At 41.6% G+C, this 23352-nt stretch carries 22 protein-coding genes, 1 tRNA gene and 1 rRNA gene; 23 read left to right on the forward strand and 1 reads right to left on the reverse strand.

Features of this window, described 5'->3' with window-relative positions:
- Positions 1-2: 2 nt before the first annotated feature.
- The 16 genes from M9H69_RS01210 (at position 3) to gap (ending at position 16582) form a co-directional block, all read left to right on the forward strand.
- Positions 3-593, forward strand: a complete 591-nt coding sequence (locus M9H69_RS01210) for a class I SAM-dependent methyltransferase (protein WP_250315698.1) — start codon at positions 3-5, stop codon at positions 591-593.
- Positions 594-651: 58 nt separating this feature from the next.
- Positions 652-1599 carry a class I SAM-dependent methyltransferase gene (locus tag M9H69_RS01215; protein WP_250315699.1) on the forward strand — a complete coding sequence of 316 codons (948 nt, stop codon included), beginning with the start codon at positions 652-654 and terminating at the stop codon, positions 1597-1599.
- Between the two features lie 57 nt (positions 1600-1656).
- A complete protein-coding gene (locus tag M9H69_RS01220) occupies positions 1657-2847 on the forward strand; it encodes an acetate kinase (RefSeq protein ID WP_250315700.1) in 1191 nt (396 codons plus the stop codon).
- Between the two features lie 148 nt (positions 2848-2995).
- Entirely contained in the window at positions 2996-3367 is a 372-nt protein-coding gene (gene rnpA / locus M9H69_RS01225) for a ribonuclease P protein component (RefSeq protein ID WP_000748120.1), read from the forward strand.
- Entirely contained in the window at positions 3342-4169 is an 828-nt protein-coding gene (locus tag M9H69_RS01230; RefSeq protein ID WP_250315701.1) for a membrane protein insertase YidC, read from the forward strand. Before rnpA ends, M9H69_RS01230 begins: the two co-directional genes overlap by 26 nt.
- 14 nt (positions 4170-4183) lie before the next feature.
- On the forward strand, positions 4184-5170 hold the full coding sequence (gene jag / locus M9H69_RS01235; protein ID WP_250315702.1) for an RNA-binding cell elongation regulator Jag/EloR: 987 nt from the start codon (positions 4184-4186) through the stop codon (positions 5168-5170).
- Positions 5171-5225: 55 nt separating this feature from the next.
- On the forward strand, positions 5226-5849 hold the full coding sequence (locus M9H69_RS01240) for a ribonuclease P (RefSeq protein WP_250315703.1): 624 nt from the start codon (positions 5226-5228) through the stop codon (positions 5847-5849).
- Between the two features lie 118 nt (positions 5850-5967).
- Positions 5968-7944, forward strand: a complete 1977-nt coding sequence (tkt, locus tag M9H69_RS01245) for a transketolase (RefSeq protein ID WP_250315704.1) — start codon at positions 5968-5970, stop codon at positions 7942-7944.
- Positions 7945-8062: 118 nt separating this feature from the next.
- Positions 8063-8383, forward strand: coding sequence for a preprotein translocase subunit YajC (gene yajC / locus M9H69_RS01250; protein WP_001069056.1), 321 nt, complete (start codon positions 8063-8065; stop codon positions 8381-8383).
- 47 nt (positions 8384-8430) lie between these two features.
- Positions 8431-8874 carry a low molecular weight protein-tyrosine-phosphatase gene (locus tag M9H69_RS01255; RefSeq protein WP_250315705.1) on the forward strand — a complete coding sequence of 148 codons (444 nt, stop codon included), beginning with the start codon at positions 8431-8433 and terminating at the stop codon, positions 8872-8874.
- Entirely contained in the window at positions 8861-9271 is a 411-nt protein-coding gene (locus tag M9H69_RS01260) for an MORN repeat-containing protein (protein WP_250315706.1), read from the forward strand. Before M9H69_RS01255 ends, M9H69_RS01260 begins: the two co-directional genes overlap by 14 nt.
- 298 nt (positions 9272-9569) lie before the next feature.
- The gene (gene adhE, locus M9H69_RS01265) at positions 9570-12221 is read left to right on the forward strand and encodes a bifunctional acetaldehyde-CoA/alcohol dehydrogenase (protein WP_250315707.1); all 2652 of its coding nucleotides are present in this window, start codon (positions 9570-9572) and stop codon (positions 12219-12221) included.
- Between the two features lie 123 nt (positions 12222-12344).
- Positions 12345-13265, forward strand: coding sequence for a helix-turn-helix domain-containing protein (locus M9H69_RS01270; RefSeq protein ID WP_250315708.1), 921 nt, complete (start codon positions 12345-12347; stop codon positions 13263-13265).
- A gap of 175 nt (positions 13266-13440) precedes the next feature.
- Entirely contained in the window at positions 13441-14124 is a 684-nt protein-coding gene (locus M9H69_RS01275) for an ABC transporter ATP-binding protein (protein WP_009730765.1), read from the forward strand.
- Entirely contained in the window at positions 14093-15394 is a 1302-nt protein-coding gene (locus M9H69_RS01280) for an ABC transporter permease (RefSeq protein ID WP_198006247.1), read from the forward strand. The genes M9H69_RS01275 and M9H69_RS01280 overlap by 32 nt, the downstream gene beginning before the upstream one ends.
- Positions 15395-15571: 177 nt before the next feature.
- Complete coding sequence (gap, locus tag M9H69_RS01285; protein WP_000260673.1) at positions 15572-16582, forward strand: type I glyceraldehyde-3-phosphate dehydrogenase; 1011 nt, start codon at positions 15572-15574, stop codon at positions 16580-16582.
- Positions 16583-16652: 70 nt separating this feature from the next.
- Here the strand turns inward: gap and M9H69_RS01290 are convergent, their stop codons facing one another.
- Positions 16653-17528 carry an RluA family pseudouridine synthase gene (locus tag M9H69_RS01290; RefSeq protein ID WP_080566840.1) on the reverse strand — a complete coding sequence of 292 codons (876 nt, stop codon included), beginning with the start codon at positions 17526-17528 and terminating at the stop codon, positions 16653-16655.
- An 86-nt stretch (positions 17529-17614) separates the two neighbouring features.
- Between M9H69_RS01290 and pbp2a the strand changes: the two genes are divergently transcribed.
- The 7 genes from pbp2a (at position 17615) to M9H69_RS01325 (ending at position 23313) form a co-directional block, all read left to right on the forward strand.
- A complete protein-coding gene (gene pbp2a, locus M9H69_RS01295; protein ID WP_084912008.1) occupies positions 17615-19810 on the forward strand; it encodes a penicillin-binding protein PBP2A in 2196 nt (731 codons plus the stop codon).
- Between the two features lie 52 nt (positions 19811-19862).
- A complete protein-coding gene (gene rpmG / locus M9H69_RS01300) occupies positions 19863-20015 on the forward strand; it encodes a 50S ribosomal protein L33 (protein WP_009755504.1) in 153 nt (50 codons plus the stop codon).
- A 9-nt stretch (positions 20016-20024) separates the two neighbouring features.
- Positions 20025-20201, forward strand: coding sequence for a preprotein translocase subunit SecE (gene secE / locus M9H69_RS01305; RefSeq protein WP_000505776.1), 177 nt, complete (start codon positions 20025-20027; stop codon positions 20199-20201).
- 51 nt (positions 20202-20252) lie between these two features.
- Positions 20253-20789 carry a transcription termination/antitermination protein NusG gene (gene nusG, locus M9H69_RS01310; RefSeq protein WP_000376728.1) on the forward strand — a complete coding sequence of 179 codons (537 nt, stop codon included), beginning with the start codon at positions 20253-20255 and terminating at the stop codon, positions 20787-20789.
- Positions 20790-20909: 120 nt separating this feature from the next.
- Positions 20910-21383, forward strand: coding sequence for a hypothetical protein (locus M9H69_RS01315; protein ID WP_001049389.1), 474 nt, complete (start codon positions 20910-20912; stop codon positions 21381-21383).
- Positions 21384-21448: 65 nt separating this feature from the next.
- Positions 21449-21520: transfer RNA gene (locus M9H69_RS01320), tRNA-Glu, on the forward strand.
- A 244-nt stretch (positions 21521-21764) separates the two neighbouring features.
- Positions 21765-23313, forward strand: a 16S ribosomal RNA gene (locus M9H69_RS01325).
- The last annotated feature ends 39 nt before the right edge of the window (positions 23314-23352 follow it).

A 23352-nucleotide genomic window follows, 5' to 3' on the forward strand; every position in this document is an offset into this window, starting at 1 on the left:
GCATGAAACACGATTTTAATCACAAAGCAGAAACCTTTGATTCGCCCAAAAATATCTTTCTTGCAAACTTGGTTTGTCAAGCAATTGAAAAACAGATTGATTTTCTATCAGACAAGGAAATATTGGACTTTGGTGGTGGGACAGGTCTGTTAGCCTTGCCTCTAGCTAAGCAAGCCAAGTCTGTTACCCTTGTAGACATCTCAGAGAAAATGCTGGAGCAATCCCGTTTGAAAGCAGAGCAACAAGACATCAAGAATATCCAGTTTTTGGAACAGGATTTACTGGTGAATCCTTTGGAGCAACAATTTGACCTGATTGTTGTCAGTCGAGTTCTTCATCATATGCCTGATCTAGATGCGACTCTTGCTATGTTTCACCATCATCTTAGGGAGAATGGACAAGTCCTCATCGCTGATTTTGTCAAGACAGATACCAACCACCACGGCTTTGAATTGGCTGAACTGGAAACCAAGCTCGCCCAGTTTGGTTTTTCGAGCATTGGCAGTCAGATTCTGTACAGTGCTGAAGGTCTTTTCCTAGGAGATTACGCAGAACTTTTTTTAACTGTAGCCCAAAAATCACTCGCTGACTAAAGCAGTGATTTTTTCTCTTCAGATGGAAAAAATAGGGGAATTTTGATAAGATAGGAATATGGATTTTGAAAAAATTGAACAAGCTTATACGTATTTACTAGAGAATGTCCAAGTCATCCAAAGTGATTTGGCGACCAACTTTTATGACGCCTTGGTAGAGCAAAATAGTATCTACCTAGATGGCGAGACCAAGCTAGAGCAGGTCAAGGAGAATAATCAAGCCCTTAAACGCCTAGCACTTCGCAAGGAAGAGTGGCTCAAGACCTACCAGTTTCTCTTGATGAAGGCAGGACAAACGGAGCCTTTACAGGCCAATCACCAGTTTACACCGGATACCATTGCCCTCCTCTTGGTACTTATTGTGGAAGAGTTGTTTGATCAAGAGGAAATTAGCATCCTCGAAATGGGTTCTGGCATGGGGATTCTGGGCGCTACTTTCTTGACTTCTCTTGCTAAAAAGGTGGATTACTTGGGAGTCGAAGTGGATGATTTGCTAATTGATCTGGCGGCTAGTATGGCAGATGTGATCGGTTTGCAGGCAGGATTTGTTCAAGGTGACGCCGTTCGTCCGCAAATGCTCAAAGAAAGCGACGTGGTCATCAGTGACTTACCTATCGGTTATTACCCAGACGACACTATCGCTTCACGCTATCATGTAGCTTCTAGCCAAGAACATACCTATGCCCACCATTTGCTGATGGAGCAAGGCCTCAAGTACCTTAAGTCAGATGGTTATGCTATTTTTCTAGCTCCGAGTGATTTATTGACCAGTCCTCAAAGTGATTTGCTGAAAGGGTGGTTGAAAGAGGAGGCCCAACTTGCAGCCATGATTACACTACCAGAAAATCTCTTTAGTCAAGATAGCAATTCTAAGGCTATTTTTGTTCTACAAAAGAAAGGATTAAAAGCTGTAGAACCTTTCGTGTATCCACTGAATAATCTACGTGACTCTCAGGAATTGGTAGACTTTAAAGAAAAGTTTCAAAATTGGAGTCAATATTCATGAAATTTGAATTGAGATTTGTTATAATAGATGAAAACGCTTAAAAAGAGGTATCATCTTATGACAAAAACAATTGCAATCAATGCAGGAAGCTCAAGCTTGAAATGGCAACTTTATCAAATGCCTGAAGAGAAAGTTTTGGCTAAAGGCTTGATTGAACGTATTGGATTGAAAGATTCAATTTCAACAGTAAAATTTGACGGTCGTTCGGAGCAACAAATTCTTGATATTGAAGACCATACACAAGCCGTTAAAATTTTATTGGATGACTTGATTCGTTTTGACATCATCAAAGGGTACGACGAGATTACAGGTGTCGGACACCGCGTCGTTGCAGGTGGTGAATATTTCAAGGAATCAACAGTTGTTGAGGGAGATGTGATAGAAAAAGTTGAGGAGTTGGGACTCTTGGCTCCTCTTCACAATCCAGCCAACGCAGCTGGAATTCGTGCATTTAAGGAATTGCTTCCAGATATTACCAGTGTTGTTGTATTCGATACTTCATTCCACACAACCATGCCAGAAAAGGCTTATCGCTATCCTCTACCAACTAAATACTACACAGAAAACAAGGTTCGTAAATACGGTGCTCATGGTACAAGCCACCAGTTTGTCGCAGGAGAAGCAGCGAAACTTTTGGGTCGCCCTCTAGAAGACTTGAAATTGATTACCTGCCATATTGGTAACGGGGCTTCTATCACAGCTGTTAAGGGTGGGAAGTCTGTGGATACTTCTATGGGATTCACACCACTTGGAGGTGTGATGATGGGAACTCGTACAGGAGATATTGACCCTGCTATCATCCCTTATCTCATGCAATATACAGAGGATTTCAATAACCCAGAAGATATTAGTCGCGTTCTCAATCGTGAATCAGGGCTCATGGGAGTTTCGGGCAAGTCAAGCGACATGCGTGATGTGATGGCTGCCATGGAAGCAGGAGACCATGATGCGACTTTGGCTTATGAAATGTATGTTGATCGTATCCAAAAACATATTGGCCAATATCTTGCAGTCCTAAATGGAGCAGATGCGATTATCTTCACAGCAGGTATCGGTGAAAATGCAGCAAATTTCCGTGAGGATGTCATTTCAGGTATCTCTTGGTTTGGTTGTGATGTAGATCCAGAAAAGAATGTCTTTGGTGTAATGGGAGACATCTCAACGGATGCAGCGAAAATCCGTGTCTTGGTTATTCCAACAGATGAAGAATTAGTGATTGCACGCGATGTTGAGCGCTTGAAAAAATAAGTAAATACACGTAAAATTTGATTGTGAAAAGAAGTTGGGAAAGAGATTTTCCAGCTTTTTTATGTAGAAAATGTCTAAAACCTTGCTGTTATTGGCTTTTTTAAAAAATATGGTATAATAGTAGTAATTTAATAGATGGAGTTGAGTTTTGAAGAAAAGCTTTCGTGTAAAAAGAGAGAAAGATTTTAAGGCGATTTTCAAGGACGGAACAAGTTTTGCCAATCGAAAATTTGTTGTCTACCAATTGGAAAACCAGCAAAACCATTTTCGAGTAGGACTGTCCGTCAGCAAAAAGCTGGGGAATGCAGTTACCAGAAATCAAATCAAGAGACGAATCCGGCACATTCTACAAAGTGTAAAAGGGAGTTTAGTAGAGCATGTCGATTTTGTCGTGATTGCCCGAAAAGGGGTGGAAACCTTGGAATATGCAGAGATGGAGAAAAACCTACTCCACGTATTAAAGTTATCAAAGATTTATCAGGAAGGAAATGGGAGTGAAAAAGAAACTACAGTTGACTAGTTTGTTGGGCTTGTCCTTGTTTATCATGACGGCCTGTGCAACAAATAGTACAGCTAACGATATAACAGCGGATTCGACAGATTTTTGGAGTAAATTCGTCTATTTTTTTGCTGAAATTATCCGCTTTTTGTCCTTTGACATTAGTATCGGAGTGGGGATTATCCTCTTCACAATCTTGATCCGGACGATTTTATTGCCGGTCTTTCAGACACAGATGGTTGCCTCTAGAAAAATGCAAGAGGCTCAACCACGCATCAAGGCTTTGCGAGAGCAATATCCGGGTCGTGATATGGAAAGTAGAACCAAGCTAGACCAGGAGATGCGCAAGGTTTATAAAGAGTTAGGGATCAAGCATTCATCCTCTCTCTGGCCGATTTTAATACAAATGCCGGTCCTCTTGGCACTCTTTCAAGCCTTGAGTCGAGTAGACTTTTTGAAAACAGGTCACTTTTTATGGATTAATTTGGGAGGAGTAGATACAAGTTTTGTCCTTCCGATTTTGGCGGCGGTCTTTACCTTCTTGAGTAGCTGGTTATCGAATAAAGCTTTGTCTGAAAAAAGTGGGGCTACGACAGGGATGATGTACGGGATGCCGGTACTGATCTTTATCTTTGCCATCTCTGCGCCTAGTGGAGTCGCCTTGTACTGGGCAGTATCCAATGCTTATCAAGTTTTGCAAACCTATTTCTTGAACAATCCTTTCAAGATTATTGCTGAAAGAGAAGCGGTAGTCCAAGCAGAAAGAGATTTAGAAGGCAAGAAGAGAAGAGCCTTGAAGAAAGCACAGAAAAAGAAAAAATAAGGAGGAATCTGGTAATGGTATTATTTACAGGTTCAACGGTTGAAGAAGCAATCCAAAAAGGATTGAAAGAATTAGACATTCCAAGAATGAAGGCCCACATCAAGGTCGTTTCGAAAGAGAAAAAAGGATTCTTAGGCTTGTTTGGTAAGAAGCCAGCTCAAGTTGATATCGAAGCGATTAGTGAAACGACAGTGATCAAAGCCAATCAGCAGGCTATTAAAGGGGTTCCAAAAGAAGTCAATGAAAAGAATGAACCCGTGAAAACAGTAAGTGAAGCAACTGTTGATTTGGGACATGTAGTTGAAGCGATTAAGAAGATTGAAGAAGAAGGTCAAGGTGTTTCTGAAGAGGTCAAGGCTGAAATCCTGAAAAATGAAAAGCATGCCAACACGATTTTGGAAGAAACAGGTCATATTTCAATTTTAAATGATTTGGAACCAGAGGATACTACCGAGGAAGTGGAATCTGCTCCAGAAAAAGAAACTGAAACGCAGGAAGCAACAAGCCAATCTTTGGAGGATTTAGGCTTGAAAGTAGAACCAAGTTATGACATCGAACAAGTAGTAGCTGAGGTCGCTAGTTATGTTCAAACGATTTTGAATGATATAGATGTCGAAGGTATCATTTCAAGTGACTATAACCGTCGCATTATCAATCTTCAAATTGATACCAACGAACCAGGTCGTATTATCGGCTACCATGGAAAAGTTTTGAAAGCTCTCCAATTATTAGCGCAAAATTACCTTTACAATCGCTATTCGAGAACGTTCTACATCACAATCAATGTCAATGATTACGTTGAACACCGTGCAGAAGTCTTGCAAACCTACGCTCAAAAATTGGCGACTCGCGTTTTAGAAGAAGGACGTAGCCAACAAACAGATCCAATGTCAAATAGCGAACGCAAGATTATCCATCGCATTATTTCACGCATGGATGGCGTGACGAGTTACTCTGAAGGTGACGAGCCAAATCGCTATGTTGTCGTAGATGCAGAATAAGCAAAGCAAAATCAGGTTCATCCTGATTTTTTGCTAGGAAAGGAAAGATTCAGATATGCTGAAAGCAGTTAGAGAATATCTATCATTTGCAGGGGTCCAGTATCGTAATCCTGATAAAGCTGGTGATGAAAGAGAGAAGATGCTGGAATTGCGTCACAAAGGCCAAGAGGCTCGGAAGTCTTTTACAGAATTGGCCAAAACCTTTCAAGCAAGTCATTCAGAATGGCAACTCCAACAGACTAGCCAGTGGATGAATCAAGCACAACGCTTAAGGCCACATTTCTGGGTCTATCTACAGAGAGACGGACAAGTGACAGAACCTATGATGGCTCTTCGTTTGTATGGAACACCTGCTGACTTTGGGATTTCTTTGGAAGTCAGTTTCATCGAGCGAAAGAAAGATGAACAGACCTTAGACAAGCAAGCCAAGGTTTTAGAGCTTCCAGCGGTAGAAGGAATTTATTATCTAGTCTACTCAAATGGAGAAAGTCATAAGGTGGAGGCTACTGGGGAGAATCGCCGTACTTTACGAGAGAAGCTGAGAAATCAAGAAGTTCGTAAAGTCTTAGTCAAGTCAGATGTTTCCTTCATTGAAAATCAGTCAGTAGAAGCGATATTGGAGGAGCTAGAAGACGCTTATACTCGTTTGCTCCCGTACTATGAGGTGACGAGGGGATAGACAAATCAAATGTGTCAGATGAACGCAAATTGTTTTATTGCTATTCTATGCATTTTTTCATATAATAGTAAAATAGGATGTGTGATTCATTAATCACCTCAAAGAGAAAGGAAATTCTATGTCAAATCTATCTGTTAATGCAATTCGTTTTCTAGGTATTGACGCCATCAACAAAGCCAACTCAGGTCACCCAGGGGTGGTTATGGGGGCTGCTCCAATGGCCTATAGCCTCTTTACAAAACAACTTCGTATCAATCCTGCTCAACCAAACTGGATCAACCGCGACCGCTTTATTCTTTCAGCAGGTCACGGCTCTATGCTTCTTTATGCCCTTCTTCACCTTTCTGGTTTTGAAGATGTTAGCATGGATGAAGTCAAGAACTTCCGCCAATGGGGTTCAAAAACACCAGGTCACCCAGAATTTGGCCATACTGCAGGAGTTGACGCTACAACTGGTCCTCTAGGACAAGGGATTTCTACTGCTACTGGTTTTGCCCAAGCAGAACGTTTCCTTGCAGCCAAGTATAACCGCGAAGGCTTCAATATCTTTGACCACTATACTTATGTGATCTGTGGCGACGGAGATTTGATGGAAGGTGTTTCAAGCGAGGCAGCTTCATATGCAGGTTTGCAAAAACTTGACAAGTTGGTTGTTCTTTATGATTCAAATGACATTAACTTGGATGGTGAGACAAAAGATTCCTTCACAGAAAGTGTTCGTGACCGTTACAATGCCTACGGTTGGCATACAGCCTTGGTTGAAGATGGAACAGACTTGGAAGCTATCCATGCTGCTATCGAAACAGCTAAAGCTTCAGGCAAACCATCTTTGATTGAAGTGAAGACTGTTATTGGATACGGTTCTCCAAACAAACAAGGAACCAATGCGGTACACGGTGCTCCTCTTGGAGCAGATGAAACTGCAGCAACTCGCCAAGCGCTTGGTTGGGACTATGAACCATTTGAAATCCCAGAGCAAGTTTATGCTGATTTCAAAGAAAATGTTGCAGATCGTGGCGCATCAGCTTATCAAGCTTGGACAAAATTAGTTGCTGACTATAAAGAAGCGCATCCAGAACTGGCTGCAGAAGTAGAAGCTATTATCGACGGACGTGATCCAGTTAAAGTTACTCCAGCAGACTTCCCAGCTCTAGAAAACGGCTTCTCTCAAGCCACTCGTAATTCAAGTCAGGATGCCTTGAATGTTGTAGCTGCCAAGTTACCAACTTTCTTAGGTGGATCAGCTGACCTTGCTCACTCAAACATGACTTATATCAAAACGGACGGACTTCAAGACGACGCTAATCGCTTGAACCGCAACATTCAGTTTGGTGTTCGTGAATTTGCAATGGGAACGATCTTGAACGGGATGGCCCTTCACGGTGGACTTCGTGTATACGGTGGTACTTTCTTCGTCTTCTCTGACTATGTGAAGGCGGCTGTCCGCTTGTCAGCCTTACAAGGACTTCCTGTGACTTATGTCTTTACCCACGATTCTATTGCAGTCGGGGAAGATGGTCCAACTCACGAACCAGTTGAACACTTAGCAGGTCTTCGTGCCATGCCAAATCTCAATGTTTTCCGCCCAGCAGATGCGCGTGAAACTCAAGCGGCTTGGTACCTTGCAGTGACAAGTGAGAAAACACCAACTGCCCTTGTCTTGACACGTCAAAACTTGACTGTTGAAGAAGGGACAGATTTTAATAAAGTTGCAAAAGGTGCCTATGTTGTCTATGAAAATACAGTAGATTTTGACACGATCTTGATTGCGACAGGTTCAGAGGTCAATCTGGCTGTCGCAGCTGCCAAAGAATTGGCTAGTCAAGGCGCAAAAGTCCGCGTAGTCAGCATGCCATCTACAGATGTCTTTGATAAACAAGATGCAGCTTACAAGGAAGAAATCCTTCCAAATGCAGTCCGCCGTCGTGTTGCAGTCGAAATGGGTGCAACTCAAAACTGGTACAAATATGTCGGTCTTGATGGTGCAGTTCTTGGAATTGATACCTTCGGAGCATCTGCCCCAGCACCAAAAGTATTGGCGGAGTACGGATTTACAGTTGAAAATCTAGTCAAAGTTGTTCAAAACTTGAAATAATCGCAGAAATCAGAGTGAAAGCTCTGATTTTTTTATCATCATAAAAGTAAGGCACAACCTTGTAAAAGTAGCTGAAATTTGATATAGTAGTCCTATGTAAAAGACAAAGGAGAAAACAATGAATCCAAATATTACTTTTTTAATCATGCTTGTAGGTATGATGGCCTTGATGTTCTTTATGCAACGTTCTCAAAAGAAACAAGCGCAAAAGCGTATGGAAAGCTTGAACAAGCTTCAAAAAGGCTATGAAGTTATTACAATTGGCGGCCTTTACGGAACAGTGGATGAAGTAGACACTGAGAAGAGAACAATCGTACTTGATGTAGATGGCGTTTATTTGACTTTTGAATTGGCTGCTATCAAGACCGTTTTGCCGCTCAAAGAGGCTGTGACACCAGAAGGAACAGTTGTTGACGAAAGTGGAGCAATCGAAGAATAAAACGGGACCTGTCACTCCCGTTTTTCTATGAAGTAAGAGGAAAAGGGATGAGAAAAATAGTATTTGTGTGCCTAGGAAACATCTGCCGTAGCCCCATGGCAGAGTTTGTGATGAAATCCATGACGAGCGATTACCAGATTGAGAGTCGTGCGACTTCGTCTTGGGAACATGGCAATCCGATTCATGAGGGAACGCAAGGGATTTTCCAGCAATATCAGATTCCTTATGACAAAGACAAAACATCACTCCAGGTTCGTAGAGAAGATTTTGAGTCATTTGATTACATTATCGGGATGGATGCTTCAAACGTTTCAGATCTGCGTCAAATGTGTCCTCAGGAATTGCAGCATAAGATCTACCCTTTTGCATCTGAAAGTGTTCCAGATCCTTGGTATACAGGAGATTTTGAGGAAACCTATGCTCGCATCACAAGTGGCTGTAAAAGCTGGCTAGATCGATTAGAAAATGAGAGTGACAATGGAAAAGCTTAAACAAATCTATGAAAAGTATAGAGTTTACCTAACTCGCCCTAGGCTAGAGTTCATTGCAGTAGTCGTAATTGCACTCTGTGCCCTTTCGGTATTTCTACTAAATACACCCAAAAAGGGTGTCCTGACACTTGATGGTGGTGCACTTGTTTATGATGGTACCCTGGTACGAGGGAAAATGAATGGTCAGGGGACCATGACCTTTGAAAATGGGGACCAATATACAGGTGATTTCAATAATGGAGCCTTTAATGGAAAAGGAATGTTCCAATCAAAAGATGGCTGGAAATACGAAGGTGATTTTGTAAATGGCCAGGCTGAAGGTCAAGGAAAGTTGACGACAGAGCAAGAAGTTGTCTATGAAGGAACCTTTAAACAAGGCGTTTTCCAACAAAAATAGTAGTCTCCAGATGAGGAGGCTATTTTTAAAAGCGAGAAAGAAAGCGCTTTCTGTGATTAAATTCGGTAAATAACTATCAACTAGAAAAACTTTGTGAAATAAAAAAATATTTTTCATAATTTCACAATCATCCAGATAAAACTCTATTGCACAGGTGGGTTGAGAAAAAAATCACAAATTTAAGAAATTTCTTTGTGAAATGCTTATGAAACTGTTTACAAAGTATAAAAAAAGAGTTATAATGAACTTGTGAAAAAATTAACAAAGGATAACATCCTTAAAGGCTATGGAGGATAATATGGCTGATAAAAAAACAGTAACACCAGAGGAAAAACAACTTGCTGCTGAAAAGCATGTCGACGGTCTCGTGAAAAAAGCCTTGGTTGCGCTTGATGAAATGCGTAAGTTGAACCAAGAGCAAGTTGACTACATCGTAGCAAAAGCGTCTGTTGCAGCACTTGATGCGCACGGTATCCTTGCACAACACGCAGTTGAAGAAACTGGTCGTGGTGTATTTGAAGATAAGGCGACAAAAAATCTATTTGCCTGTGAACACGTAGTGAACAATATGCGTGGAGTTAAAACAGCTGGAGTTATCGAAGATGATCCAATTACAGGTTTGACGAAGATTGCGGAGCCGGTCGGAGTTATTTGTGGTATCACTCCAACAACAAACCCAACTTCAACAGCGATTTTTAAATCACTCATTGCTTTGAAGACACGTAACCCAATTGTTTTCGCCTTCCACCCATCAGCTCAAGAATCTTCTGCTCATGCTGCACAAATCGTTCGTGATGCAGCCATCGCAGCCGGTGCACCTGAAAACTGTGTTCAATGGATTACAGAGCCATCTATGGAAGCAACAGGAGCTCTTATGAACCACGAAGGTGTTGCGACTATCCTTGCAACTGGTGGGAATGCCATGGTTAAGGCGGCTTACTCATGTGGGAAACCAGCTCTTGGAGTAGGTGCCGGAAACGTTCCTGCTTATGTAGAAAAATCTGCTGACCTTCGTCAAGCTGCTCATGACATCGTGATGTCTAAATCATTTGACAATGGTATGGTCTGTGCGTCAGAACAAGCAGTTATCATTGATAAAGAAGTCTATGACGAATTTGTAGAAGAATTCAAATCATACCACACTTACTTTGTAAACAAGAAAGAAAAAGCTCTTCTTGAAGAATTCTGCTTCGGAGCTAAAGCAAACAGCAAAAACTGTGCAGGCGCTAAACTAAATGCAAACATCGTTGGTAAACCAGCAGCATGGATTGCTGAACAAGCAGGATTTAGTGTTCCAGAAGGAACAAACATCTTGGCTGCAGAATGCGCAGAAGTAGGACCAAAAGAACCGTTGACTCGTGAAAAATTATCACCAGTTATCGCTGTCCTAAAAGCTGAAGATACAGAAGACGGTCTTAAAAAAGCTCGTCAAATGGTTGAGTTTAACGGACTTGGTCACTCAGCAGCCATCCATACAAAAGACGAAGCTCTTGCTAAACGCTTTGGTACAGAAATCAAAGCAATGCGTATTATCTGGAACTCTCCATCTACTTTCGGTGGTATCGGTGACGTATACAATGCCTTCATTCCATCATTGACACTTGGATGTGGTTCATATGGACACAACTCAGTTGGTGATAACGTGAGTGCGATCAACCTTCTAAACATCAAGAAAGTAGGGAAACGTAGAAATAATATGCAATGGTTTAAAGTTCCTTCAAAAATTTACTTCGAACGCAATTCTATCCAATACCTTCAAACATGTGAAGATATTGAACGCGTTATGATTGTTACAGATAAATCTATCGAAAAACTTGGCTTTGTTCAACGCATTATTGACCAATTGAACAAACGCAGCAACCGTGTAACTGTCCAAGTCTTCTCAGACGTTGAACCAGACCCAGATATCACAACTGTAGAACGTGGTACTGAAGTAATGAGAGCATTTGAACCAGACACAATCATTGCTCTTGGTGGTGGTTCTCCAATGGATGCAGCGAAAGTAATGTGGCTCTTCTACGAACAACCACAAATCGACTTCCGTGACTTGGTTCAAAAATTCATGGACATCCGTAAACGTGCCTTCCGCTTCCCATCACTTGGTAAAAAAGCACAATATATCGGTATTCCAACAACTTCAGGTACAGGTTCAGAAGTAACACCATTTGCCGTTATCTCTGATAAGAAAAACAACCGCAAATACCCATTGGCTGACTACTCATTGACACCAACTATTGCCATTGTTGACCCTGCTTTGGTTGAGTCAGTTCCAGACTTCATCGCTGCGGATACAGGTATGGACGTCTTGACTCACGCGACTGAAGCTTACACTTCAAACTTCGCTAACGACTATACAGACGGTATCGCCCTTCAAACAATCAAACTTGTCTTTGAATGGTTGGAAAAATCTGTTAAGACAGCTGATCCAGAAGCTCGCGAAAAAATGCATAATGCATCTACAATGGCTGGTATGGCCTTTGCCAATGCCTTCCTTGGTATGAGCCACTCAATGGCCCACAAGATCGGTGCGGTTCACCATACTGTTCACGGACGTACAAACGCTATCTTGCTTCCATATGTTATCCGTTACAATGGTACTCGTCCATCTAAGACGACTACATGGCCTAAATACAACTACTGGAAAGCTGATGAGAAATTCCAAGACATCGCGAAAATGCTTGGCTTGCCTCACTCAACTCCAGAAGAAGCAGTTGAAGCATACGCTAAAGCTGTTTACGAACTTGGTGTTGCAGTAGGTATCAAGATGAACTTCAAGGATCAAGGAATTGATGAAAAAGCTTGGAAAGACAGCTTGCATGAAATTGCTTTGCTTGCTTATGAAGATCAATGTTCACCTGCTAACCCTCGCTTGCCAATGGTAGCTGACATGGAAGAAATCATGGCAGATGCTTACTATGGTTATGCAGAACGTCCAGGACGTCGCAAATAATCGTTTATCAGCCTAGAGACAGGAGAAATCCTGTCTCTTTTTTTGTACATTTTTTGAAAAATGTTATAATAAAGGCATATGTTTGTTTGAATATCAAAGTGTTTGTTGTGATGCGAGGGAAAAATGAGAGAAGTAAATGAATTAGGAGAGAAGGTACGGATCCTTAGAGAGGAGAAAGGGCTTGGTCGTCCAGTCTTTTGCGGGGATGAGTCTGAATTATCCGTTCGTCAGTTGGTGCGCATTGAAAAGGGAGAATTTCGTCCTACGATAAAAACACTAGAATATATAGCGAATAGGCTAGATATTCCAACCTATATTCTGATGCCAGACTATAAGGAATTACCCAAGCGTTACCAAGAATTAAAATACTTTCTTCTTCATCATCCTGACTATGGAGATAAAGAGTTACAGGAACAGAAGGAAGAATATTTTGATGAGATTTTTGAATATTTTTATGATGATTTGCCACGTGATGAGAAAGTGGTAGTGGATTGTCTTCAAGCTATAGATGCAGTGAGAGCGACTGGTAATTCCTTGTATGGTGATAGTGTGCTTGAGAATGGTTTACGAGACTTACTATCCAGAGATGTATATAAAGCCGAGGACTTGTTGAAATTGAGACTGTATTTCAACTGTCAGTTAATGGATGGTTTAAATGTGGGTGAGATAAAAGAATCTGAGCATGAAACCATTCTTTATTTTCATGACAAATTAAGTTCTCAGGTTGATAAGATAGGGTTCGATTGTTTGGACTTACTTAGAGACTCCTTGTTAGCTTCTTTAACTTGTATAGAGATTATGGGGTTGCTTCATTATTTTAAGAGGGCAGTCGAGACCTTAAATAAAATAGGGCAAAAAACACGAGATTTTCAAAAACAACCGATTGTCTTGATGGTGGAGTGGAAATATTATATTCAGACGGATTATGAAACAGCCAAACAAAAGTATGAAGAAGCAAAAATGATGGCAAGGATGTTTGGCAATGAGAAGTTACTCGTTAGTTTAGATAATGAATGGGCCGAGGATCTAGAAAGATATCTTTAAAGAGTTTATAGGAGTGACATTTCTGTCATTGGGGAAATGTCGCTTTTTTGTTACAATGGATTCGAAAAAAGAAGAAATTTTTTTGAATCTGATTCTGTTAGATTAATTTATATTAGCAATGTTTATTGTAGTTTGTATCGGTACACGATATCACAAGTGATTAAAGGAGATTATAATGTCCATTTTATCCATGAAAAATATTTCAAAATATTACGCTTTGGACGGCAAACATAAAGAGCAGGCTCTAAGAAATATTAACCTGCAGATTGCTGAGGGGAAAATTACAGCGATTTATGGTCCGTCAGGCTGTGGCAAAACCAGTCTATTAAATATTATCAGCGGTTTAGATAGAGAGTACGAGGGAGTTTTAGATTTTAAAGGGGAGTCTCTCAGAGAACTATCGGAGATTGAATTGACTCAATTTCGCAAAGACAACATTGGGTTTGTCTTTCAAAATTTCAATCTCATCCCCCATCAATCTGTTCTGGATAATGTCAAGTTGCCTCTCTATGTCAAAGATTTATCGGATAAAGAAATGACAAGGATCGCTCAGGAGCAACTTCATAGTTTAGGGATGGAGCCTTTTATAGCTAAGAATGTAAAACAGCTTTCTGGCGGGCAAAAGCAACGTGTAGCCATTGCACGTGCTTTGGTAAATCAACCAGATATGATTGTAGCTGATGAGCCAACTGGGTCACTCGATTCTCAATCTCAGGAGATGGTTTTGGAAGTGTTCAAAAATTTGGCCCAAGCCGGGAAAACAGTACTGATTGTTACTCATAACCCAGAGGTTACTGAATATGCAGATGTGATTATCAAAATGAAGGATGGTGAAGTCGTTGAAGAAGTCAAAAAATAAAGGATTGTCCTTTAAAAACAAATTCAAACTTTCTTTAAGTAACTTTATGGAAAGAAAATGGCGTAACTTACTGATTGCAGTAGCGACCTCGATTGGTTTTGTAGGTGTATTGGTTTCGTTTGGGCTAGGAAATGCCTTGATTTCGATGATTGATGAAAATACCAACGGGGGGAAGCTCCCTTCTCAAGTTCAGATTGCGCTGAATTCTAGTGCTGCTGGCAGAGGTTTTTTGAACCAAGATGATAAGGACTATATCGTGGATACGATTGGGAAAGAAAATATTAAATATCTAGAAAGTCCTTTTGGCATGACCATGTCAAAAATTAGCATAGACGGACACGAAGTAGATTTTAGCCAAGCCATGCCGTCTTATGCTCAAGTCGTGAGTTTGTATGAAGACACAAGTATTTCTGTTAGTAGCAATGAAAAAGAAAAAGTGCTAGCAGGCTCCCTTTATACGGATGTTAACGAACAAGGATTGACGATTCCGATGAGTTTGCTCAAAAATTGGAACGAACAAACAGGAAACAATCTGACGGCTAGTGATGTTATTGGAAAACCAGTATCGGCAACCATTGTAGAAAATGCTGCTGAAGGTAGCAAGTTGGCAGGTTTTCAAACTTATATTGTGCGTGTCATCAATGACGAAGATGATGCAGAGGATAGCAATAGTTTCATGTCTTCCAACCAGATGGAAACGATTTTAAAAGAAGCTGAATTCACAAAGGCTGTATCCTATTTTATTTTGGAGCTTAAAGACCCATCTCGTACGAAAACAGTAATAGAAGAATTGCAGAAAAATAAAAAGTATACAGTTCTTTCTCAACAGGCCGTTCTTGATATTGTGATTACCTTTATTCGTGTCATTCAGGGATTGCTGATTGTACTTTCTTCACAAGCGATTGTGGTGGCAGCAGTTATGATAGGCATCATCATTTATATCAATATCATGCAACGTTCTAAGGAAATCGGTGTCATGAAGGCTGTTGGCTATCAAAATAGAGATGTGAAAGGAATCTTTATCTACGAAGCTCTTTGGATTGTAGGAATTGCCTTGTTTATAGCTTTCATCATTGCTCAAGGGATAGGAAGTCTAGCGAATGTTATTGTTCACCATTTCTATCCATCAATCTCTAAAGTTTTTGAATTAAATCTTCTCTCTATTTTAGGGACATTCATTTTTGCTTTGTTTCTTGGCTATATTTCTGCCTTCTTCCCAGCACGTAAGATTAGCAAAATGGATCCAGTGGAATCCTTACGCTATGAGTAGAGAAAGAAATTACAGAGGCATCCTATCAAAAAGAAACTGACATAGAAAATCAAGGTCAGCACTTGCAATTAAGCTCAAATAGTTATATAATAGGTTCGTTGAAAGGTGATTTGTAGTGATCCAAGTTACTCTTTTCACAATAAAATTTTCAGGATTTTCATAAGGAGGAAATCACTAATGGTAGTTAAAGTTGGTATTAACGGTTTCGGACGTATCGGTCGTCTTGCTTTCCGCCGTATCCAAAACGTAGAAGGTGTTGAAGTTACTCGCATCAACGACCTTACAGATCCAGTGATGCTTGCACACTTGTTGAAATACGATACAACTCAAGGTCGTTTTGACGGTACTGTAGAAGTTAAAGAAGGCGGATTTGAAGTTAACGGTAAATTCGTTAAAGTTTCTGCTGAACGTGATCCAGAACAAATCGACTGGGCTAACGACGGTGTAGAAATCGTTCTTGAAGCAACTGGTTTCTTTGCTACTAAAGCAGCTGCTGAAAAACACTTGCACGCTGGTGGTGCTAAGAAAGTTGTTATCACTGCTCCTGGTGGATCAGATGTTAAAACAGTTGTATTTAACACTAACCATGACATTCTTGATGGTACTGAAACAGTTATCTCAGGTGCTTCATGTACTACAAACTGTTTGGCTCCAATGGCTAAAGCTCTTCATGACAACTTCGGTATCGTTGAAGGTTTGATGACTACTATCCACGGTTACACTGGTGACCAAATGGTTCTTGATGGACCACACCGTAAAGGTGACCTTCGCCGTGCTCGTGCTGCTGCAGCTAACATCGTTCCTAACTCAACTGGTGCTGCTAAAGCAATCGGTTTGGTTATCCCTGAATTGAACGGTAAATTGGACGGAGCTGCTCAACGTGTTCCTGTTCCAACAGGTTCTGTAACTGAATTGGTAGCAGTTCTTGATAAGAACGTTACTGTTGATGAAGTAAACGCAGCTATGAAAGCAGCTTCTAACGAATCATACGGTTACACTGAAGATCCAATCGTATCTTCTGATATCGTAGGTATGTCATTCGGTTCATTGTTTGACGCAACTCAAACTAAAGTTCTTGACGTTGACGGTAAACAATTGGTTAAAGTTGTTTCATGGTATGACAACGAAATGTCTTACACTTCACAACTTGTTCGTACTCTTGAATACTTTGCAAAAATCGCTAAATAATTCTTGAGTCGATAAAAAAGCAAGGCTTTCTGGCCTTGCTTTTTTGTATATATAAGAATAGATGATAATGTCATCCATTCTTTTTTAATTCTTTTTCAAAAGTATCCGATAGAACAGTGAAACTCAATTTTTCTAAGGTGAGTGGATGGGTAAAAGAAAGGCGAAAGGCATGAAGCATAAGCCGACTTGTTTTTGATTTACTATTATAGAGAGGGTCGCCCAAGATAGGATGCTTGTGATGAGAGAGGTGAACACGAATCTGATGCGTTCGACCGGTCTTTAGCTTGCAACGAACCAGAGAAGTCTTATTTGGGAATTGCTTTAATCGACTGATATGTGTTTCAGCGTATTGCCCATTTTTGGGATCTACTACTCGTTTTCTGCGATCATGACGATCACGCCCGATTTTATCTTGAAAGACAAGTTCTTTACTCTCCACTCGTCCTTCTACGAGTGCCCAGTACTCGCGAGCAATTTCTTTTTTCTCCAACAAGCGATTAAGAATGGGAAGAATAAAAGGGTTCTTAGCAAAAAGCACTAGCCCGCTGGTTTCCATATCTAGACGATGAACGACATAGCAAGTTTGTCCAACGTAGGCAGAGATATGATTGAGAAGGGCGATTTCGTTTGGTTGATTACCGTGAGTTTTCATACCCTCAGGTTTGTTGACGACAATAAGATGTTGGTCCTGATAAACTTCTTGAACGAGGTCTGGATTTCCCCAAAGTATTTCCTTTTTGGGATAATCTTCCTCGTCAAAAGTCAATTGGCAAATATCCCCTGGTTTCACCATCTCGTTCCAGTGAACTTCTTCGTGGTTAATTAAGATGTTCTTCTTGGTTCTCAAAAAGTGACGGATTTTTCTAGGGATGAGGAGTTGTTCCTCTAGAAATTGTTTGACCGTCATTTGAGGCAGGGATTCGGGTAATGTAAATATGAATTGCATACAGATATTGTAACAAAAAAAGCCCTATTTGGATAGGGAGTAGCTAAATTCTTGAGTTCCCATGGTGAAGATGATAAAATAAACGCATGAAATTAGATAAATTATTTGAGAAGTTTCTTTCTCTCTTTAAAAAAGAAACGAATGAATCGGCGGAGTCGGATTCTACTAGTATGCGTCGTTCTCGGAGCGATAGAAAAAAATTGTCACAAGTAGGGGCAATTCGGAAATTTTGGCGTCGCTATCATCTGACAAAGATTGTCATCATTTTAGGGTTAAGTGCAGGTTTGCTAGTAGGGACCTACCTATTTGCGATAGCCAAGTCTACCAATGTCAATGACTTACAAAATGCCCTAAAAACCCGAACTCTGATTTTTGACCGCGAAGAAAAAGAGGCAGGAGCCCTATCCGGTCAAAAGGGGACCTATGTTGAGCTGGCAGATATCAGCAAAGACTTGCAGAATGCTGTTGTCGCGACAGAGGACCGTTCCTTCTATAAAAATGATGGGATTAACTACGGTCGTTTCTTTCTAGCCATCCTTACAGCAGGTCGTTCTGGAGGGGGGTCTACCATCACTCAACAGTTGGCGAAAAATGCCTATCTTTCCCAGGACCAGACCGTTGAACGGAAGGCCAAGGAGTTTTTCCTTGCCTTAGAGTTGACAAAGAAATACAGCAAGGAGCAAATCCTTACTATGTACCTCAATAACGCCTACTTTGGAAATGGGGTATGGGGTGTTGAAGATGCGAGTAAGAAATATTTCGGTGTATCGGCTTCACAACTAACGCTTGATCAGGCGGCCACTCTAGCAGGGATGCTCAAGGGACCAGAATTGTATAATCCATTAAATTCTGTTGAAACTTCAACCAATCGTAGGGATACTGTTTTGCAAAATATGGTTGCAGCGGGTTATATTGATAAAAATCAAGAGACCGAAGCAGCTGGAACAGATATGGCTTCTCAACTGCAAGATAAGTATGAAGGGAAGGTTTCAGATTATCGTTATCCGTCCTATTTTGATGCAGTTGTCAACGAAGCGGTTTCCAAGTACAATCTCACAGAAGAAGAGATTGTCAACAACGGCTATCGAATCTATACAGAACTTGACCAAAACTACCAAGCCAACATGCAGGTTGTTTACGAAAACACCTCACTATTTCCAAAGGCAGAAGACGGAACACACGCCGAATCAGGTAGTGTTGCTTTAGAGCCTAAAACAGGTGGGGTACGTAGCGTTGTTGGCCGCGTAGCTGGCGATGACAAACCAGGCTTCCGTAATTTCAACTATGCCACTCAGTCTAAGCGTAGCCCGGGCTCAACCATTAAACCTTTAGTCGTTTATACACCTGCAGTAGAAGCAGGATGGGCCTTAAACAAGCAACTGGATAATCATACGATGCAGTACGATAGTTATCAAGTGGACAATTATGCGGGCATTAAGACATCTCCAGAAGTACCTATGTATCAGGCTTTGGCTGAATCACTCAATTTACCGGCAGTTGCGACTGTAAATGCATTAGGTATTGACAAAGCTTTTGACGCTGGGGAGAGATTTGGCCTGAATATGGAAAATGTTGATCGAGTTCTTGGAGTCGCTCTCGGTGGAGGCGTAGAGACGAATCCCCTCCAGATGGCGCAAGCCTATGCAACCTTTGCTAATGAAGGTCTGATGCCTGAAGCGCATTTTATCACTCGTATTGAAAATGCCAGTGGCCAGGTCATCAAGAGTCATAAAAATTCCCAAAAACGAGTGATTGATAAGTCGGTAGCCGATAAAATGACCAGCATGATGCTAGGAACATTTACCAATGGTACAGGAATTAGTTCGTCGCCAACAGATTATGTTATGGCTGGAAAGACAGGTACTACTGAGGCTGCTTTTAATTCAGTATATACTAGTGACCAGTGGGTGATTGGCTATACTCCAGATGTGGTAATTACCCACTGGCTCGGTTTCCCGACGACGGATGAAAACCATTATCTGGCAGGTTCGACATCAAATGGAGCAGCCCACGTCTTTAGAAGTATGGCTAATACCATTTTGCCTTACACTCCAGGTAGCACTTTTACAGTTGAGAATGCTTATAAACAAAATGGGATTGAACCAGAAAATACTAAAAAACAAGCTATTGAAAATGAGGCAAACCAGTCGGAGGATCCGATAGCGGATATTCGTAGCCGTGCACAAAATCTTGTAGATGAAGCGGGACGTGCGATTTCAGAAGCTAAGATAAAAGAAAAAGCCCAGACAATATGGGACTCATTCCTTAATCTATTTCGTTAAGAGGCTTGTCAAAGCCTAGGTTTCTTGTTATAATAGATAAGATGGAGGCGTTATGGCACTAAAAAAAGCAAGCCTAGCTTGTGCAGTTTGCGGTTCAAGGAATTACTCAATCAAAACTAGTGGGAACCCCAAGCCAACACGACTAGAAGTAAATAAATTTTGTAAACATTGTGGGAAATATACGACACATAGAGAAACGAGATAGGAGAGAACGATGGGTTTTATTAAGGATATTTTTAAACTTCTTAAAGAAACAACGTGGCCAACTCGCAAGGAAAGCTGGAGAGATTTTCGCTCTATTATGGAATACACAGCCTTCTTTGTGGTCATCATTTACATTTTTGACCAGTTGATTGTTTCAGGTTTGATTCGATTTATTAACATTTTTTAGAAGAAAGGCGGAGAACTTCTGCTAGTTTCTTCTATTATGAAAGGAAATATCATGGATAGTTTTGACAAAGGATGGTTTGTTCTACAAACTTATTCTGGCTATGAAAATAAGGTAAAAGAAAATCTATTGCAACGTGCACAAACGTATAACATGTTGGATAATATTCTACGTGTTGAGATTCCAACACAAACTGTGCAAGTTGAGAAAAATGGAAAGAAAAAAGAAATTGAAGAGAATCGCTTTCCAGGTTATGTCCTTGTAGAAATGGTCATGACAGATGAAGCATGGTTCGTCGTTCGAAATACACCAAACGTAACAGGATTCGTCGGATCCCACGGTAACAGATCAAAACCAACTCCGCTATTGGAACAAGAAATCCGTGATATTCTGGTTTCAATGGGACAAACTGTTCAAGAGTTTGATATTGACGTTGAAGTTGGTCAGACTGTCCGCATCATTGATGGCGCTTTTGCAGACTACACAGGTAAAATTACCGAAATTGATAACAATAAAGTGAAGATGATTATCTCTATGTTTGGTAATGATACGATTGCAGAAGTAAACCTAAACCAAATTGCAGAATTATAATCCCAGAGAGGCCTTGCCTCTCTTTTTATGTGCCGTTGAGAGAGAAAGAAGTATAGAATAGAGGAAATAGATTCATGGGTTCGTGCATTTTGCTAAACTAAATGCAGAAAGGAGAGGTCTATGAATCTGAAAGAACTATACGAAGAAACGAAGGGGATTGTCCATAAGTGTCGCAAAGATTATCATCTACATCTGTGGGAGAAAGAGGACTGGGACCAGGAGGGCATGATGTGCCTCTATGAACTGGTCAGTAGCCATCCAGAGTTGCTAGAGGGTGAGCGCCATCGACTATATGTCTGCTTTAAAACAAAATTTAGAAATCGCATCCTGGATAATATTCGAAAACAGGAAAGCCATAAGCGCCGTTTCAACAAAGAACCCTATGAAGAGGTGAGTGAGATTAGCCATCGCCTAGGAGAAAAAGGACTCAGACTGGATGATTATTATCTCTTTCACGAACTTCTAAAGACTTACAAATCCAAGCAAAGTGAGGAGAAACAAGAGTTAGTGGACCGTCTCATGGGAGGGGAAGTCTTCAGAGGACGTAAAGCTCTTCTAAGAGAACTTTCCCTTATTTTTTCAGAATTTCGGTAAAGAGGTAAAAAAGTTCTTGACAAAGTAGGAAAAGTAGGTATAATAGAAAGAGCTGAAAAGCTCAAGGTCCGTTGGTCAAGGGGTTAAGACACCGCCTTTTCACGGCGGTAACACGGGTTCGAATCCCGTACGGACTATGGTATGTTGCGGATGGAACACTTGATGAAAAAAGTTCAAAAAAGTTTCAAAAAAGTGTTGACAAGCGAGAGTGGCTGTGATATACTAATATAGTTGTCGCTTGAGAGAGATTGAGTGACAAAGACCTTTGAAAACTGAACAAGACGAACCAATGTGCAGGGCACTATAACTAAGGTTATAGTACTGAACAATGAAAAAAAACAATAAATCTGTCAGTGACAGAAATGAGTGAGAACTCAAACTTTTAATGAGAGTTTGATCCTGGCTCAGGACGAACGCTGGCGGCGTGCCTAATACATGCAAGTAGAACGCTGAAGAGAGGAGCTTGCTCTTCTTGGATGAGTTGCGAACGGGTGAGTAACGCGTAGGTAACCTGCCTGGTAGCGGGGGATAACTATTGGAAACGATAGCTAATACCGCATAAAATGGATTATCGCATGATAATTCATTGAAAGGTGCAAATGCATCACTACCAGATGGACCTGCGTTGTATTAGCTAGTTGGTGGGGTAACGGCTCACCAAGGCAACGATACATAGCCGACCTGAGAGGGTGATCGGCCACACTGGGACTGAGACACGGCCCAGACTCCTACGGGAGGCAGCAGTAGGGAATCTTCGGCAATGGACGGAAGTCTGACCGAGCAACGCCGCGTGAGTGAAGAAGGTTTTCGGATCGTAAAGCTCTGTTGTAAGAGAAGAACGAGTGTGAGAGTGGAAAGTTCACACTGTGACGGTATCTTACCAGAAAGGGACGGCTAACTACGTGCCAGCAGCCGCGGTAATACGTAGGTCCCGAGCGTTGTCCGGATTTATTGGGCGTAAAGCGAGCGCAGGCGGTTAGATAAGTCTGAAGTTAAAGGCTGTGGCTTAACCATAGTACGCTTTGGAAACTGTTTAACTTGAGTGCAAGAGGGGAGAGTGGAATTCCATGTGTAGCGGTGAAATGCGTAGATATATGGAGGAACACCGGTGGCGAAAGCGGCTCTCTGGCTTGTAACTGACGCTGAGGCTCGAAAGCGTGGGGAGCAAACAGGATTAGATACCCTGGTAGTCCACGCCGTAAACGATGAGTGCTAGGTGTTAGACCCTTTCCGGGGTTTAGTGCCGCAGCTAACGCATTAAGCACTCCGCCTGGGGAGTACGACCGCAAGGTTGAAACTCAAAGGAATTGACGGGGGCCCGCACAAGCGGTGGAGCATGTGGTTTAATTCGAAGCAACGCGAAGAACCTTACCAGGTCTTGACATCCCTCTGACCGCTCTAGAGATAGAGCTTTCCTTCGGGACAGAGGTGACAGGTGGTGCATGGTTGTCGTCAGCTCGTGTCGTGAGATGTTGGGTTAAGTCCCGCAACGAGCGCAACCCCTATTGTTAGTTGCCATCATTCAGCTGGGCACTCTAGCGAGACTGCCGGTAATAAACCGGAGGAAGGTGGGGATGACGTCAAATCATCATGCCCCTTATGACCTGGGCTACACACGTGCTACAATGGCTGGTACAACGAGTCGCAAGCCGGTGACGGCAAGCTAATCTCTTAAAGCCAGTCTCAGTTCGGATTGTAGGCTGCAACTCGCCTACATGAAGTCGGAATCGCTAGTAATCGCGGATCAGCACGCCGCGGTGAATACGTTCCCGGGCCTTGTACACACCGCCCGTCACACCACGAGAGTTTGTAACACCCGAAGTCGGTGAGGTAACCTTTTAGGAGCCAGCCGCCTAAGGTGGGATAGATGATTGGGGTGAAGTCGTAACAAGGTAGCCGTATCGGAAGGTGCGGCTGGATCACCTCCTTTCTAAGGATAAGGAACTGCGCATTGGTCTTGTTTAGTCTT

The organism is Streptococcus oralis, from assembly GCF_023611505.1.
Classification (GTDB): domain Bacteria; phylum Bacillota; class Bacilli; order Lactobacillales; family Streptococcaceae; genus Streptococcus; species Streptococcus oralis_CT.

Coding starts and splice junctions, on each gene's coding strand:
- M9H69_RS01240 (WP_250315703.1), top strand. CDS start 5,226: ATGCTGAAAGCAGTTAGAGAATATCTATCATTTGCAGGGGTCCAGTAT.
- M9H69_RS01215 (WP_250315699.1), top strand. CDS start 652: ATGGATTTTGAAAAAATTGAACAAGCTTATACGTATTTACTAGAGAAT.
- pbp2a (WP_084912008.1), top strand. CDS start 17,615: ATGAAATTAGATAAATTATTTGAGAAGTTTCTTTCTCTCTTTAAAAAA.
- M9H69_RS01210 (WP_250315698.1), top strand. CDS start 3: ATGAAACACGATTTTAATCACAAAGCAGAAACCTTTGATTCGCCCAAA.
- yajC (WP_001069056.1), top strand. CDS start 8,063: ATGAATCCAAATATTACTTTTTTAATCATGCTTGTAGGTATGATGGCC.
- tkt (WP_250315704.1), top strand. CDS start 5,968: ATGTCAAATCTATCTGTTAATGCAATTCGTTTTCTAGGTATTGACGCC.
- M9H69_RS01315 (WP_001049389.1), top strand. CDS start 20,910: ATGAATCTGAAAGAACTATACGAAGAAACGAAGGGGATTGTCCATAAG.
- M9H69_RS01290 (WP_080566840.1), bottom strand. CDS start 17,528: ATGCAATTCATATTTACATTACCCGAATCCCTGCCTCAAATGACGGTC.
- M9H69_RS01280 (WP_198006247.1), top strand. CDS start 14,093: ATGGTGAAGTCGTTGAAGAAGTCAAAAAATAAAGGATTGTCCTTTAAA.
- nusG (WP_000376728.1), top strand. CDS start 20,253: ATGGATAGTTTTGACAAAGGATGGTTTGTTCTACAAACTTATTCTGGC.
- secE (WP_000505776.1), top strand. CDS start 20,025: ATGGGTTTTATTAAGGATATTTTTAAACTTCTTAAAGAAACAACGTGG.
- M9H69_RS01255 (WP_250315705.1), top strand. CDS start 8,431: ATGAGAAAAATAGTATTTGTGTGCCTAGGAAACATCTGCCGTAGCCCC.
- adhE (WP_250315707.1), top strand. CDS start 9,570: ATGGCTGATAAAAAAACAGTAACACCAGAGGAAAAACAACTTGCTGCT.
- M9H69_RS01260 (WP_250315706.1), top strand. CDS start 8,861: ATGGAAAAGCTTAAACAAATCTATGAAAAGTATAGAGTTTACCTAACT.
- jag (WP_250315702.1), top strand. CDS start 4,184: ATGGTATTATTTACAGGTTCAACGGTTGAAGAAGCAATCCAAAAAGGA.
- gap (WP_000260673.1), top strand. CDS start 15,572: ATGGTAGTTAAAGTTGGTATTAACGGTTTCGGACGTATCGGTCGTCTT.
- rpmG (WP_009755504.1), top strand. CDS start 19,863: ATGGCACTAAAAAAAGCAAGCCTAGCTTGTGCAGTTTGCGGTTCAAGG.
- M9H69_RS01275 (WP_009730765.1), top strand. CDS start 13,441: ATGTCCATTTTATCCATGAAAAATATTTCAAAATATTACGCTTTGGAC.
- M9H69_RS01220 (WP_250315700.1), top strand. CDS start 1,657: ATGACAAAAACAATTGCAATCAATGCAGGAAGCTCAAGCTTGAAATGG.
- M9H69_RS01270 (WP_250315708.1), top strand. CDS start 12,345: ATGAGAGAAGTAAATGAATTAGGAGAGAAGGTACGGATCCTTAGAGAG.